The sequence below is a fragment of the Rhodococcus sp. RS1C4 genome, from assembly GCF_002258225.1.
GTDB lineage: Bacteria > Actinomycetota > Actinomycetes > Mycobacteriales > Mycobacteriaceae > Rhodococcoides > Rhodococcoides fascians_E.
In genome coordinates this window covers 280,325-295,312 of the sequence record NZ_NOXZ01000023.1, presented here as the reverse complement: position 1 = coordinate 295,312, position 14,988 = coordinate 280,325, and the positions used below count along the sequence as shown (strand labels likewise).

13 protein-coding genes and 1 riboswitch are annotated in these 14,988 nt (G+C 65.2%); of the genes, 4 read left to right on the top strand and 9 right to left on the bottom strand.

Annotation, left to right across the window (positions count from 1 at the left end):
- Positions 1-39: 39 nt before the first annotated feature.
- The 9 genes from CH289_RS12170 to CH289_RS12130 form a co-directional block, all read right to left on the bottom strand.
- Positions 40-528, bottom strand: coding sequence for a hypothetical protein (locus tag CH289_RS12170; RefSeq protein WP_020110938.1), 489 nt, complete (start codon positions 526-528; stop codon positions 40-42).
- Positions 529-587: 59 nt separating this feature from the next.
- Complete coding sequence (locus CH289_RS12165) at positions 588-1,280, bottom strand: (2Fe-2S)-binding protein (protein WP_020110939.1); 693 nt, start codon at positions 1,278-1,280, stop codon at positions 588-590.
- On the bottom strand, positions 1,277-2,044 hold the full coding sequence (locus tag CH289_RS12160) for an ABC transporter ATP-binding protein (protein ID WP_020110940.1): 768 nt from the start codon (positions 2,042-2,044) through the stop codon (positions 1,277-1,279). Before CH289_RS12160 ends, CH289_RS12165 begins: the two co-directional genes overlap by 4 nt.
- Positions 2,041-3,135 (bottom strand): FecCD family ABC transporter permease, encoded by a 1,095-nt coding sequence (locus CH289_RS12155; protein WP_094727971.1) that lies wholly within the window; start codon positions 3,133-3,135, stop codon positions 2,041-2,043. The genes CH289_RS12160 and CH289_RS12155 overlap by 4 nt, the downstream gene beginning before the upstream one ends.
- The gene (locus CH289_RS12150) at positions 3,135-4,118 is read right to left on the bottom strand and encodes an ABC transporter substrate-binding protein (protein WP_019663015.1); all 984 of its coding nucleotides are present in this window, start codon (positions 4,116-4,118) and stop codon (positions 3,135-3,137) included. The genes CH289_RS12155 and CH289_RS12150 overlap by 1 nt, the downstream gene beginning before the upstream one ends.
- Positions 4,119-4,219: 101 nt before the next feature.
- A riboswitch (cobalamin riboswitch) is annotated at positions 4,220-4,349 on the bottom strand.
- A gap of 16 nt (positions 4,350-4,365) precedes the next feature.
- Positions 4,366-6,468 (bottom strand): FUSC family protein, encoded by a 2,103-nt coding sequence (locus tag CH289_RS12145; protein ID WP_094727970.1) that lies wholly within the window; start codon positions 6,466-6,468, stop codon positions 4,366-4,368.
- Positions 6,469-6,499: 31 nt separating this feature from the next.
- Positions 6,500-7,786 (bottom strand): GAF domain-containing protein, encoded by a 1,287-nt coding sequence (locus tag CH289_RS12140; protein WP_019663013.1) that lies wholly within the window; start codon positions 7,784-7,786, stop codon positions 6,500-6,502.
- A 45-nt stretch (positions 7,787-7,831) separates the two neighbouring features.
- Positions 7,832-8,599: an acetoin reductase gene (locus CH289_RS12135; protein WP_094727969.1), complete on the bottom strand. Its 768-nt coding sequence runs from the start codon at positions 8,597-8,599 to the stop codon at positions 7,832-7,834.
- Positions 8,596-9,666, bottom strand: coding sequence for a 2,3-butanediol dehydrogenase (locus CH289_RS12130; RefSeq protein WP_094727968.1), 1,071 nt, complete (start codon positions 9,664-9,666; stop codon positions 8,596-8,598). Before CH289_RS12130 ends, CH289_RS12135 begins: the two co-directional genes overlap by 4 nt.
- 197 nt (positions 9,667-9,863) lie before the next feature.
- Between CH289_RS12130 and CH289_RS12125 the strand changes: the two genes are divergently transcribed.
- Genes CH289_RS12125 through CH289_RS12110 form a run of 4 tightly spaced genes read left to right on the top strand, consistent with a single transcriptional unit; the run spans position 9,864 to position 14,948 of the window.
- Positions 9,864-10,826 carry an ABC transporter permease gene (locus CH289_RS12125; protein WP_026347411.1) on the top strand — a complete coding sequence of 321 codons (963 nt, stop codon included), beginning with the start codon at positions 9,864-9,866 and terminating at the stop codon, positions 10,824-10,826.
- Positions 10,823-11,671: an ABC transporter permease gene (locus CH289_RS12120; RefSeq protein WP_094727967.1), complete on the top strand. Its 849-nt coding sequence runs from the start codon at positions 10,823-10,825 to the stop codon at positions 11,669-11,671. The genes CH289_RS12125 and CH289_RS12120 overlap by 4 nt, the downstream gene beginning before the upstream one ends.
- Complete coding sequence (locus CH289_RS12115; RefSeq protein WP_094727966.1) at positions 11,671-13,296, top strand: dipeptide ABC transporter ATP-binding protein; 1,626 nt, start codon at positions 11,671-11,673, stop codon at positions 13,294-13,296. The genes CH289_RS12120 and CH289_RS12115 overlap by 1 nt, the downstream gene beginning before the upstream one ends.
- A 23-nt stretch (positions 13,297-13,319) precedes the next feature.
- Positions 13,320-14,948, top strand: coding sequence for an ABC transporter substrate-binding protein (locus CH289_RS12110; protein ID WP_230595760.1), 1,629 nt, complete (start codon positions 13,320-13,322; stop codon positions 14,946-14,948).
- Positions 14,949-14,988 lie beyond the last annotated feature (40 nt).

The window sequence follows — 14,988 nt, the reverse complement described above, 5'->3', positions numbered from 1 at the left end:
TCACGCGCGAGGGATCACCGGGTGTGAGGGAACGAAAGATCAAGCAGGGCAGGGAGGCCCGCGAGTTCCTGTTCCCGACGACACCAACAGTCGGAGTACGACGTTCGGCCGGTATTCGGTGCTCTCGGTGCGAGCCCGATCCTGCACGGGCAGAACCAGACACAACACGGGAAGGATCCGGCGCAACACGGCCAACGCTCGACTGTGCCCGAGCACGGCACCACGAATGAGCAGGGCGCACACCACCGTCGCGCATGCGTGCGCCGCCAGCATCGACGGACTGAGTGACGAGCCGTGGTGATGCCCACTCGCCGCCGTCAGCACCGTGTGTCCGACGACTTGGCCGAGCACGAGCACGACCGTCGTCGGGACGCGGTCCCCGAGGGCTGCGGTCAGGACGCCGAGCGCCGCACTGACGACCACGAGCAGTACGAGGGCCGATTCGCTCGGCACCATGACTCCGCCGCCCACGCCGTGTGCTGCGATGCTCAGCGCACCGGAGGCAGCCCCGACGAACGCGCCGCGCATACGCGCACGAGCGTCGGGGCGGAAAGTCATGGGGACACCTTAGACGACTACTACGCTTCCTAGTATTGCGCGGCGGCGCGGAGCCCTCGTAGCCGATCCGACGGTGTCCGGCGTGGGCAGCTGGTGCACTTGTCCGACGCTGACGTCAGGTACAACAGGCAACACGAGCTGCGGCGTGTGAAGCGTCGGCCTCCCACGTCGACGAACCGGGGAGCGGGTAGCGGCGAGGACATCGCGGCCACGAGTTCCTGGGCGAACGCGCTGCCTCGTTCTCGGTCTCCGAGGGCCGTGCCGACGTCGAGGCACCGGTTGGCTATCGAGTCCGACGTGATCGCCCAGAGCGCGTTGGTCGTCGCTCCCGACGCCGCCGCGAGAGCGTCGACGACCGCGCGAAACGTGCCGGCAAGGGCACCGGGCAACTGCTCCGGCGTCACCGTGCGATCGCTCCGCACCCCGCCGAGGTAACCGTCGCCGCGCAGAAAACACCGAGAATGCTCGAGCGACGGATCGGCCGCCGTTCCCGTCACCATCGCCGTCGACACCGCCAGCAAGGCAATCGTCGAGCTGGCGGAGTACCACCACAGCGTCCCGTTGATCCGGTCGTCGGTGCAGTTCCAGCGCCTGCCTGTGTCGGCAATCCGCTCCCGCAACCAGTCCGCATCGGTCATCGCCGACGCCGGCAGATCGAACGGGCCGTGCAGGTACTCCGCGAGTCCGGGAACCCTCTCCGCAGCTTCGGTGTAGACGCTCATGCGAGGCCGATGATGTCGATGGACGGGCGTGGGACCGCAGAGACGGTGGCTCGGATTCCGAAGATGTCCGAGAGGAGATTATCGGTCAGAACCTCGGCCGTCGGCCCCGTCGCCACCACGGATCCGTTGTCGAGCACGGCGAGCGAGGTGCAGTATTCGACGGCCAGCCGTAGATCGTGCACGGTGACGACGACGGCCAGGCCCTCCGCGGCGAGATCACGGACTGCGTTCATGACGACGAGTTGGTGGCGCAGGTCCAGATGATTCGTGGGCTCGTCGAGCAGCAGTATGCGAGGTTGCTGTGCGAGTGCCCGAGCTATGGCGACACGCTGACGTTCGCCGCCGGACAGTGCCCCGACATCGCGCTCCGCGAGCCCGGTCAAGTCGACCCGGTCCAGGCATTGTTCGACGATGTCCGCGTCGGATCCCGTCGGACGGTCGAACCAGCCCCGGTGTGGGACACGGCCCAGCGCAACCGACTGCCGAACTGTCAGTCCCACCGACGCTTCCGGCTCCTGGGTGCCGACGCCCACGGTGCGCGCAAGTTCCGAGCGCTTCATCGCATGCGCGTCGACGCCGTCGACTAGAACGGTCCCGGCGGTCGGCGTCAGCGCGCGATAGCAGCACCGGAGCGCCGTCGTCTTCCCGGACCCGTTGGGTCCGACGAGTCCGAGAACTTCACCCGGTCGAACTCGAAAATCGATTCCGTGCAACACCTCCCGTGATCCGAGTCGGGCGGTGACGGCATTGGCCACGAGTGTCATCGAGCCGCCCTTCCGTACTGGCGGTAGAGCATGAAGACGAAGATCGGTGCGCCGACGAGCGCGGTGACGACCCCGACGGGCACCTCTGTGCTCCGTGAAACCGACCGCGCCAGCGTGTCGGCGCCGACCAATGCGATCGCGCCCAGCAGCGCGGCGACCGGCAGAAGTCTGATCGCTCGCGTCCCGACGATGTATCCGGCGAGGTGTGGCACCAGCAGACCGACGAATCCGATTCCGCCGCCGACGGATACCGCTGCGCCGGCCAGCATGGAGATCGCCAGGAGTTGCACGACGCGGAAGCGTCGGACGTTCAGACCGAGGGCAGCGGCACCGTCGTCACCGGTTTTCAACAGATCCATCCGGGGTGCACTCAGCAGCAGTCCAGTGCCGATGATCAGCAGCGCGATTGCGGGCAGTGTCAACGTGGACCACCGCGCGTCTCCGAATCCACCGGCTAGCCAGTGCATCACGCCACTGAGCGTGTGTTCGTCGGCGAAGACCAGGAGTGTGAAGGTGATCAGAGCGGAGAAGATACTGCCCAGTGCGACGCCGACGAGAACGATGGCTGTCGATTGTGGGTATCGCCCGCCGATCATCAGAGCCAGAAACAGCGGAATCATGGCCCCGACGAACGCGGCGGTCGGGACCGTGAACACCCCGAGGGCCCCGGCCCCGATTCCCATCGCCATCACGAGCACCACGCCGAATCCGGCACCTGACGACACTCCGAGCAGATAGGGATCGGCCAACGGGTTGCGCGTGACTGCCTGCGCCACACCACCCGCGATCGCCAACGACGCGCCGACGACGGCCGCCGTCAGCGATCTCGGCAACCGCGAGTCGACGACGATCACCGCCCTCGCCTCGGACCACCACGAGTCGAATGCGCCCGGCATCAACCGGTGCACGACGATCGCCCAGACGTCGCCGACGGGAATCTGTACGGACCCGAACGACACCGCAGTGGCGATCACCATCAGCAAGGCGCCCGTCAGAACTGCGATCAACGCACCGAACCCGATTCTCGACCGAGTGGACACCTCCGCTTTCGCCGTGGCCCTGTGCCTGTCGGTGTCGGCAACGGTGACCATCAGGAGGTGAACCGGTCGGGATGCAATGCACGGGCGATGGTGTCCACGCTCGTGACCAGTCGCGGGCTTTCGAAGAAGTCGTCGAGCGGTACGACGATGAAGTTGTCCTGCTGCACAGCCGGAGTGGTCGCCATGATCGGCTGGCTCTTCAGGAAATCGATCTTTCCCTGCGCCGACGTGTCACCGTAATCGAGGACGACGATGGCCTGAGGGGCGCGCTCTCCGACGATCTCCCACGTCGTGTCCAGGTAGGGGCGCTCACCCTCGGGGAAAATGTTCGATGCGCCGGACCGATCGGCGATCAACTGTCCGACGCCCACACCACCGATGGTCGTCGGGACGTCCTCACCGGAGTCGTAGAAGAAGGTCGGCGTCGGCTCCGCGTCGCCGAGTTCGGCACCGATGGCCGCCAAACCGTCGAGGACGCCGTCGGTGACGGCCTGAGCCTCCTCCGGAACGCCGAGGACGCCACCGAGCTGGCTGTAGTCGTTCTCGAGCATGCCGATGTCCGGGAATCCGGATCCGCAGTACTCGGAGAACAGGAAGGTCGGGATGCCCGCCTCGGTGAACGACTCTCTCGAACGCCCTTCCTTGTCGTTGAATGCACTCCGCATGCCGCCGACGACGAAGTCCGGGTCCAGATCGAGGATCTGTTCCTTCGTCGGGTACTCGTCGGCGAGGCCGGGGATCTGTGCGAAATCCTCGGCGAACTCGGGCGCAGGCGTTGCGTTTCGATAGCCCATGCCGACGATGCGGTCCGCAACGCCCATCTCGATGAGCACCTCGGTGACGTGGTCGTTCATGGACACGATGCGCTGAGGTGGAGAGTCGAACTGCTGGGTGCTGTCGCAGTTGGTGATGGAGACCGGGTCGTCGAACGAGTCCGCCTGCCGAGCGTCCTGTGCGGTGTCACCGCGGGAACAGCCAGTAAGGGCGACAATGGTTGCGGCGGCGATGGCGCCGAAGGCGATGGAGCGTGACATGAGTACCTCTTGGAGCTCAGAGCCACGAAATGTTCGGCCCGGTGCGCAGCATGGAACGCCACGCGCTGGACTTTCCGATTCGTAGACCACGACGAATGGGTTGTCGCACAACCTCGACGCCGGGTAATCGGGCTCGCTGCCCTCTGGCGAGGGCAGCCTACCGTTGCGGGTCAGCGCCGGATTCGGACCGGCTTCCCCCTGCGTCAGGTCAGCTTCGTGCTTCGCATCGCAGTATGCACGGACGGTGTCAGACGCGTGTCAGCGCCTCACCCATGGTGCGGTTGAGGGTGCTCAGTGACCTGACGGCGCTGCGGACGGGACCGGGGGTCGTGGTGGACTTCAGCATGACGTCGGGGGCCGAGGTCTCCGTCAACTTCTCCGGTGGGTCGACGTGTTCGCCTGCGAGTGCACGCCCGACGTCGGCGATGGTGGCTTTGGTTACCTCGGCTGCCCGGCGTAGTGCGTCGGCGGTCTCCTGTGACGGACCGGTGTCGGGTTCGGCGTGAGAGGCGCCGACACCGGCGCGGGCGAGTGCGTGGCTGGATCGGTTGCTGACGGTCATGATGCGCAGCAGCCGTTTGACGCCTTTGCGTGTGCGTGTCGTGGGCCCCATCTCGAGGGGTTTTCCGGCCGCGACGAGGTCTTTCAACGCGTTGTCGAGTTTGCGCATGTCGACGACGAGGTCCGTCGGGCGACCGGGCGTGATGACGGCGTCGATGCCGGTGTCGATGATGGCCGTCATCTGTTCGAGGTAGTCGTCGACTTTCTCGACCATCGTCGATCTGGTGCCGGTGGAGAAGACGAAGTACGCCGACGCTATCCCGACGAGTCCTCCTGCCGCGGTTTCGTAGATTCGTAGTTCGAGCACTTCGATGCTGAAGGTGCCGAGCAGTCCGTACAGCATCGCGAGCATGACGGTGACGAAGAACGACAGCAACGCGTACGCCACCGTCACGAGGTAGAACGCGAAGAAGATGCAGACGACCAGCAGGAGCAGTTGCAGCGGTTGATTGCGACCGACCAACGCGGACAGCAGAACTCCGGCCAGCACACCTCCGACGGTACCGACGACGCGGTGTCCGGCGCGGGAGAGGATCTCACCGCGAGTCGACGCCCCGGTGAAGACGAGGAATGCCGTCAGGACCGCCCAGTACCAGCGGTCCGGTGAGATGATTTCGCCGAGTACGGTCGCTGCACTGGTCGCGACGGCAACTTGGATCGCCGCTTTGGTGCTGGGGTTCAGCCCCGAACCGGTGTCGCCGTCCTTCTCCGGCTTTTCCTTGGGTGCGGATTCGGTGTGCAGCGCATTGCTGGTGATGTGGTGAATGGCAATGTGGGCCTGCACTGCTCGCATCGCGACCGTCGCGGCGATGCCCGCCTGGGTGGACGGATCCGCTTCGTCCGCGGCGGCGGCAGCGAGGCGCCTGGCCGCACGGAGTTGGTCGTCGGACGGGTTGTTCTGCAGACACGACGAGAGGGCGGTGGTGGCCTGGACGAGCGACGACGGCCAAGAATTGGGCGGGAGCGCAGCCTGCGGGGTGACCCCCGATGGGATCGGGTCGAGGGCCCACAGCGCGCTCACGAGTTGTTCGGTGGCTATCTGCGCGTCGAAGATGCGGAGCGAGAGGTCCTCGTTGGTGACGCTCAGCAGCTGCGAGGCATCGTTGCGGTCGAGCCAGTCGTCGATCATCAGCGCTGTACTGCCGAGCCGGTCCAGACGCTTGCGGAGCAGGACCAGATCGCGATCGACTCTGTTCGACGCGACCTCGAGGACGTCGATCGACGCGGCTCGCAGTGCACGCACCAGACGCCGCAGTTCCAGCCCCGGCCGCTCGGGAAGGACGAGAGTGCGTACGGCGAGCGAGATCCCGACGCCGAGAACGATGGACACCGCGAGGACAGGAATCTGGCTCGGTTGAGCGCGTAGGAACAGTGCGAAGAAATAGCAGATGAACGCGACCATGCCGAGCGCAGTGCCGCGCGGGCCGTACCGCCGCACCCACACCGCGGCGAACAGCACGACGATGAACCCGACGTCGGCGACCTTGCCGAACTGGGAGAGCACCGCCGACAGCGACACTGCGAGGATCGCCGGAAACACCAGTAGGAGTGTCGTGATCACTCGGCTGCGTTGGTCCTTGTCCTTCACCGCCGCCGAGGACTGCATGGCGACGACAGCGCCCAGCAGCGCGACCGTCAACGGCTGGCCGACGAGATGAGACCCGGGAATCAGAATCGCCATCGCGAGGACGACGGTGATCGTCGTCGTCGCGGCTGCCCGTAGCCGGAGCCTGCCGGGGTCGGAGACTGCGAGGAACCGCAGCGTCTCCGATACGATCCGATAACCCATTCGGCCAGCTTACGGCCGTGAACGGATGGATTCAGGAGCGACGCATCCGCACCACGGCAGGCGCCGTCGAGTGCGGGAGGAGTCGGCTCGGGTCTTCCGGCAGCAGCACGTCCACGACGGCGGTCTCGTCGAACCGGTAGGGCTGCGTCTGCACGATTCCCGACATGTGCTTGCGCAGCCGGGACATCTCGGCCCGGACGGTGATGGCTCGGCCGTCGTCGCCGAACAGGTCCGCGGCCAGCTGTGCTGCACTTCGGCCTTCCCTGCTCGACGCGAGGAGATACAGGATCTCGGCGTGCCGGGGAGTGGGTTCGTGCGTCCACTCCCCCACCTCGCTTCGTATCTGCACCCGCACGTGCTGGTGGTGCCGAAGATCCAGGGACACAGTCGTTCTACCGGTTTCCGACGCCTCGTCTCCGGTCGGGCGGACGAGCCACCCGCCGGGAAGCGGCTCGAAGTCGCACACCCCGAGGGTCGGCAGCCAGAACCGCCCGGCGACGACGTCCTCGGGCAGCAGTACTCGGTTGCGCAGCGCCACGGACTCGACGGCAGCGACCCATCCGTTGGCGTCGACGGCGAGTGCGGGCGCTTGCAGGCGTGCGAGCATCGGCGCTGCGACCGACCGGAGACGGTCGAGGTTCTGCCGGTGATGTTCGCGCAGTTGAGATTCCGCTAGTCGAGCGATGGCGTCGACCAACGCGAGGGTCGTCGGGTGGACGGTGTTGGCGGGCCCGCTGACGTCCACGGCCCCGATGACATGTCCGGTACGCGGGTCCTTGATCGGTGCACCCGCGCAGGTCCACGGATGGTGGCTGCGCACATAATGTTCCGCGGAGAAGATCTGTACCGCCCGCCGCGACACCAACGCGGTGCCGATCGCGTTGGTTCCGACCGAATCCTCGGCCCAGCTGGCACCCTCGACGAACCCGAGGCCGTCGGCGCGGTCGAGCACCGACGTCGACCCACTCCGCCACAGGACCCGTCCGTGTCGATCGGCGACGACGAGGATGTTGTCACCGTCCTGCACGACGGATTCGAGTCCGCGACCCAGGTCGTCGAGGATGTCGAACAAGCCCGATTCCCGACGGCTCAGCTCCAGATCGGACACGTCGATCTGCGGTGAGGCCACGCTGCGTTGCTCGGGGTCGATACCGAGGGTCTGCAGGCGTCGCCACGAATCACCGATCACGTCGCGGGGACGTGCGGGGGATTTGCCGCCCGCCATCGTCGCGTCGTACACGGCAGTCAGAATCTGCGCGTAGCGGCGCGGGTCCTCTCCGGCCGCCAGCGCAGGTTCCGGTCCTGTCGTCTGCGTCATCACCGACAATTGTGCTCCAGATCACTCAGAACATGCAAAGCCGGGTCAGCGGAATACGAGGCCGCCGTCGATCAACCCCGCCTGACCAGTCATGTAGTCCGAATCAGGACCCGACAGGTAGGACACGAAGGCTGCGACGTCCTCGGGCGTCTGGGCTCGACCGAGCGCGATACCACCGACGAACTTGTCGTACGTCTCGCCCTCGGCAGCACCGGTCAGCTCGGCGAAACGCTTGTCGATGGTCACCCACATGTCCGTTCCGACGACGCCCGGGCAGTACGCGTTGACGGTGATGCCGTGCACGGCGTACTCCTTGGCCGCGGCTTGGGTGAGGGCACGAACGGCGAACTTCGTCGCACTGTAGACACCGAGCATGGCAAAGCCGTCATGACCCGCGATGGACGAGGCGTTGACGATCTTGCCCTTCTGGCTCAGTGACCTGAATTTGGTTGCCGCAGCTTGAATTCCCCACAACACACCGTCGACGTTGACGGCCCAGATCTTCTTCGTGTCCTCGGGACGGACGTCGTCGAGCGGGGCGACCTGTGCGATGCCGGCATTGTTGATCATGACATCGAAGCTGCCGAGGGCCTCGTGCGCATGGTCGACGGCTGCGAAGACCTGATCGCGATCACTGACGTCGGCCACGAACGTGGTTGCGTCGGTGCCGATTTCCCGAATCTCGCGGGCGACCTGCTCGATCTTGTCCGAGCCCAGATCGATGAGAGCGACATCGTGGCCGTCGGCCGCGAGCCGCAGTGCGATACCGCGGCCTATGCCCTGGCCGGCTCCGGTGACGAGTGCGACGCTCATGCCTGACCCTCGCTGCCGCGTCCCACTGCAGGATCCACCAGAACCTTCATCTTGGTGCCTGCGTGAAGAGCTTCGAATCCGTCGTCGATGACCGATTCGAGCGCGATCTTGTCCACCCATCCCGTCGTGTCGTACTTGCCCTGGGCCATGAGCTCGATGACGGCGTCGTAGTCCGCCGAGGTGTAGCAGAGCGATCCCTGGATGCGGGATTCGTTCATGACGAGCTTCTGCAGCGGTGTGGTCAAAGGCTTTTCGTAGATCGCGACGCTGACGAGTGGTTTGCGAGCTCCGATGCAGCCGAGTGCCGTCTCGACGGCAGGTTGAACGCCCGCCGCGTCGTAGATGGCGTCGGCGCCGCGGCCGTCCGTGAAGTCGGCGACGAACTCCGGCACGTCGAGCGACGTCGGATCGAGGGTTCTGGCACCGAGCGCTTCGATCGAGGCGCGGCGCGTCGGTGACGGTTCGACGACGAAGACGTTCTCGAGGCCTTTACCGCGGAGCGCGAACCACAGCCCGATCCCGATGGGGCCTGCGCCGAACACCATTGCGGTGTCGTCCGGATCGGGATCGCCGAGTGTCGCAGCGTGGAAGGCCACGGACATCGGTTCGACGAGTGCGCCCAGTTCGAGGGACACGTTCTCCGGCAGGTGATGAATCATGTTCGTCGGCACGACGGTGTATTCGGCCATGCCACCGTCGGACATGAGTCCGTGGAAGCCGATCTGCTGGCAGATGTTGTAGTTCCCGGCGCGACACGGTCCGCAGTGTCCGCAGCGGTACAGCGGCTCGATGGCTACGCGGTCCCCGACCTCGATTCCCGTCACGCCTGTACCGATCTCGGTGACCGTGCCGGAGAATTCGTGCCCCAGGACGAGCGGCAGCTGCTGGTTCGTCAACGGATGCGGCTCGGTGGGAACGAAGATCGGTCCTGCGTAGTACTCGTGCAGATCGGTGCCGCAGATTCCGTTGTAGCCGACCTTCACCTTGACCTCGCCTTCCCCGGGCGACGGCTCGGGTACGTCGGCGATCTCGACCTTGTTCGTACCGTAGTAGACAGCTGCGCGCATCGTGTTTCTCCTAGCGTTGAACGATGCAGTCATGTCTATGTGACCCCAGCCACAGGGGACAGGGTTGCAGAGCGTTGCATTCGCTGCGGCCGAGTCGGTGACAGCGAGAAAAGATCACGGCGATCCGATCCGTCGACATCGGCAACCTCGGTCTTGTTGAATACTCGCAATCGTCTTCTACGACAGGTACTCCTTCGATGTCATTACGCGCACGCTACGTGCTGCACCGAATTGCTCAGGCGTTCATAGTCGTTGCACTGACCTACACGTTCGTGTTCTTCGTGTTGAACGTCCTGCCCGGCAACCCGATCGAGAGTCGGATACACAGTCCGGAGAACCCCATCTCCGCGAAGGACGCCGAGGTTCTCACCGCGTACTACAACCTCGACAAGTCGGCACTCGAACAGTTCTGGATCTCGGTCCAGCGGCTCGCACACGGTGACCTCGGATACTCGTTGACCAGCGGTAAATCGGTGTCCTCTCTGCTGGGCACCGCGATTCCACAAACAGCCTCGCTGGCCGCACTCGCCTTCCTCGTCGCGGCCGCGCTGGCCGTCGTGATCGCCTTCACGGCGGTCTTCGCACCGTCGTCCACGGTGCGTGAGACGGCCCGGGCCGTTCCGCCGATCTTCCTGTCGGTGCCGTCGTTCATCGTCGGACTCGTTCTTCTGCAGGTCTTTTCGTTCCAGCTCGGGCTCGTCTCCGCTGTCTCCGACGAAGGGGTGAAGTCGCTGTGGCTGCCCGCGGTTGCGTTGGCGATTCCGGTGTCCGCGCCGATTGCCCAGGTGCTCGTCCAGGGACTGTCCACAGCGGCGCGTCAGCCGTACGTGGACATTCTGCGCTCCAAAGGCCTGCGCGAGGACCGCATCGTGTTCGGCCACATCGCCAAGAACGGATCGATTCCCACTCTCACCATCGCCGCGATCACCGTCGGTGAGCTGCTGGCGGGTTCGGTGATCACCGAGACGATTTTCTCGCGGACCGGAATCGGTTATCTGGTCGAAGACGCGGTACGCAATCAAGATCTCCCGGTCATCCAAGCCATCGTCATCGCGGTGTCGGCAGTCTTCGTCATCACCAACCTCGTGGTCGACCTGGTCTATCCCGTGATCGATCCACGTATTTCCGCCGCACCGACCAAGGAGGCTGTGCCGGCATGACTCTCGCACTTCCCACCCTCGCGAGCCCCATCACGGTGCGCTCCCGACTGCGCGGGTGGACACCGGGCGACGTGGCGGCGGTCGCCGCCCTGCTCGTCGTCGCTGCCTTCGTCGTCGCACCGTCGGTCATCGCCCCGTTCGATCCCCTTCAGGAGTTTCCCGACGCCGCATTGCAAGGACCGGGTGCCGTCCACTGGTTGGGGACCGACTACCTCGGCCGCGACCAGCTCAGTCGGCTGATTCACGGAACCGCCGTGACAATGCTGGGTTCGGTCATCGCCGTGGTCATCGGACTCGTCCTCGGAACCGCGCTGGGACTCGTCTCCGCGTACTTCGGCCGGGTGGTCGACGCGATCTCCAGCCGAATCGCCGACGTGCTGCTGTCCATTCCGACTCTGCTGCTGTCGATCACGATCATCGTCTCTCTGGGGTTCGGTACCGTCAACGCTGCCATCGCAGTAGGGGTGTCGTCGATCGTCGTCTTCTTCAGACTCATGCGTTCGGAAGTTCTGACGGTGCGCAACCTTCCGTTCGTCGAAGCGAGCGAACACCTCGGTGCAGGTAGTGGCCGCCTACTGGTAGGACACATACTGCCCAACGCCTACTCTTCGGTGCTCGCCCTGGCCGCACTGCAGTTCGGGACCGCGATCCTGTCCATCGCGGCACTCAGCTTCCTCGGATACGGCGCCAATCCCCCGACCGCCGAATGGGGACTGATGATCTCCGAGGCGCGTAACTACATCCACACCGCGCCGTGGCTCATCGTCGCGCCGGGCGCCGCCATCGTGATCACGGTTCTGAGCATCAGCCGAGTCAGCCACATCGTCCGAAAGAGAGTGGGATAGTGACACTTGTCGAGAGCCCGGTAACTGCTCGCACCGCCACCGCTGTATCCGTCGAAGGCCTGACCATTTCCTACGGCGCAGATCCAGTGGTCACCGACGTCGATTTCGAACTCCGGAACGGTGAGACGCTCGCTGTCGTCGGACAATCGGGCTCGGGCAAGACGACCATCGCCCGCGCGGCCATCGGCATGCTTGCAGGAGAGGGGCGGATCACGTCGGGGTCGGTGCGGATCGCAGGTACCGACGTCACCCGGTACACCCAGTCCAGTTGGCGCAGGCTACGAGGCTCGACCATCGGGTTCGTGCCTCAGGACCCGCTGGGCTCCCTCGATCCGCTGAAGAAGGTGGGCCATCAGATCGCGGAAACACTTCTGCTGCATCGGATCGTCCAGCGCCGCCGCGTCGTCGACGAGACCGTGGCCCTGCTCGATCGAGTCGGCATCCGCAACCCCGCCGAGCGGGCAGGCGCCTACCCTCATCAACTGTCCGGCGGGCAACTGCAGCGGGTCCTGATCGCCATTGCGATCGCGGCCAGGCCGTCGATCCTGGTGGCCGACGAGCCCACGTCGGCTCTCGACGTGACGGTACAGGCGCGCATCCTCGACCTGCTCGACGATCTTCGCCGCGATCTGGGTCTCGGCGTCCTGTTCATCACCCACGATCTGGCTCTCGCGCGAGATCATGCCGACGACGTCCTGGTTCTGAACCACGGAATCGTCCGCGAGCAGGGCCGCGCCGCCGAGGTTCTCGCGTCACCGTCCGACGATTACACGCGTCGGTTGATCGCCGACGCGCCGGCGCTGTCGCTGGACAAGTACGCCTCGCGCCCGGCTGCACGCGTCGAGACCGCACTGGAAGTGCGAGACCTCGTGAAGACGTTCGCCGTCAACGGCTCTCGTACCGAACGATCCACCGCGTTGGACGGTGTGTCCTTCACCGTTGCTCGGGGCACCACCCATGCGGTCGTCGGTGAGTCCGGAAGCGGGAAGACCACAGCCGCGCGCATCGTCAGCGGACTGGAGCGGCAGGACTCCGGTGAGGTGCTCGTGCACGGCTCGCCGCTCGACACCTCGCGGCGAGCACGCCGCGGCAACGCCCGACGACTGCAGCTGGTCCAACAGAATGCGTTGGCGGCGATGGATCCTCGTTACCCCGTCGAGAACATCGTCGCAGAGCCGCTGTCGATCGCAGGCGTTCGGTCGCGAGCCGAGCGGCGAGATCGGGTCCACGATGTGCTCGACAAGGTCGCCCTACCGCGAGACATTCTCGAGCGCAGGCCGTTCGATCTCTCCGGCGGACAGCGTCAGCGTGTGGTGCTGGCTCGGTCGCTGGTTCTGGCACCGGACATCCTCGTACTCGACGAGCCCACGTCGGCCCTCGATGTCAGCGTCCAGGCACGGATCGTGGACCTACTGGTGGAACTGCAGCGTGATCTGTCACTGACCTACGTGTTCATCTCGCACGACTTGTCCCTCGTGCGCCAGGTGTCGGACACCGTGACCGTCCTCGAGCACGGGCGAAACGTCGAGTCGGGGAACACCGCCGATCTGTTCCGCGACCCGCGCGAGGAGTACACCCAGCGCTTGATCGAGTCCATTCCCGGTCGCGCGCATGTACGCGCGTGAACGTTTCTCCCGAAAAGGATGTCATGTCCAGCCCGATCTCCCGAAGGACTGCGCTGCGCACGTTCGGCCTCGGCGCAGCATCGCTCTTCGCCGCCACCGCCTGCTCCGACGCCTCGGCCGGACCCACCGCGGGCACCGGAACGCGCGGCGGCGACTTCGTCTACCTGGACGCAGAGGTCACCGCGTCGATGCAGGTTCAGGTCAGTTACTGGCAGAACTCCGCGGTGAAGGACCAGATGCTCGACCGCCTGGTGTACCAGGACCCGAAGACGTTCGAGTTCGTTCCCTGGATCGCCGAATCGTGGAGTGTCGATCCGACCCGGACCGTCTACACCTTCGTGATCCGCGACGGCGTCAGCTACAGCAACGGTCAGGCACTGGACGCCGCGTCCGTAGCCCGAAACCTCCTGTGGTTCGCCAATGGCGATGCAGACAAGGGTATTCCGCGGAACTCGATCTTCCCGGAAGTACTGTCCGCCGACGCCGACAACGCTGCGCGCACGGTCGTCGTCACGTTGGCGAGACCCGATGCACCGTTCGTTCCGACGTTGTCGATGAACACCGCAGGGCTGGTCGCCGACGCGACGATCGACGCGACCAACGAGCAGCAGTCCGTGGTGACGAACTTGATCGGCAGCGGCCCCTTCGTCGCGGAATCGGAGATTCCAGCCAAGGAGATCAGGCTCGTGAAGCGCCGCGGATACGACTGGGCACCCCCGACTGCCGACCATCAGGGTGAGGCATACCTGGATTCGCTGACGATCGTCCCGGTGCGCGAGGACAGCGTCCGCGTCGGAGCCTTGCTGTCCGGTCAGGCTCACGCCTTGCGGTACACGCAGCCACCGGACGAGAAGGTGTTGTCCGATCGCGGCTTCACCGTTCTCGGACTCCGCAACCCGGGGCTGGCCAATGTCCTCGACGTGCGTCAGACCGCAGAGTTCGTCGACGACATCCGGGTGCGCAAAGCGTTGATGTACGGGATCGATCGTCACGAGATCATCGACACGCTCTACACCGACAACTGGAAGGTGGCCACCAACGTGACCACCGAAGGTGTGCAGGGGTGGACCGATCGATCCGACGAGGTGCGCTTCGATCCGGACGAGTCCAACCGGCTCCTCGACGACGCAGGATTTACCGACCGGAACGCCGACGGAATCCGTACCCGCGACGGTCGGCCGCTCGATCTGAGCGTCTACGTCGATGTGTACGACCACACGTCGAAACCGCTGTACGAGTTCGTCCAGCGGCAGCTCCGCAGAATCGGAATCTCGTTGACGATCAAACAGACCGACTTCGCCAACTACCCGAAGGCGACGACGGCCCCCGAGTTGAGCCTGCGACGCAACGGCTGGCCCGCACCCGACCCCGTGCGCTTGTCGGTCAACTACGACAGTGATCGAGGCGACCTCTTTCAACTACAGGGCAAGGACCCCGTGCTCGACGGTTTGCTTCGAGACCACATCACCGCGACCGATCCACTGGTGCGAGAAACGATTCTGCGCGAGGCCCAGAACCGGATCATCGACAACGCGTACACGATTCCGCTACTGGCCGACACTCAGATCTTCGGCGTGGCACCCGAAGTTCGGGGATTCCGCAATGCGGCCAACTCACCGCCGTTCTTCTACGACACCTGGATCGAACAGTGACCACCAGCCACGCCACATCACGACAGAGAGGACCTCGACC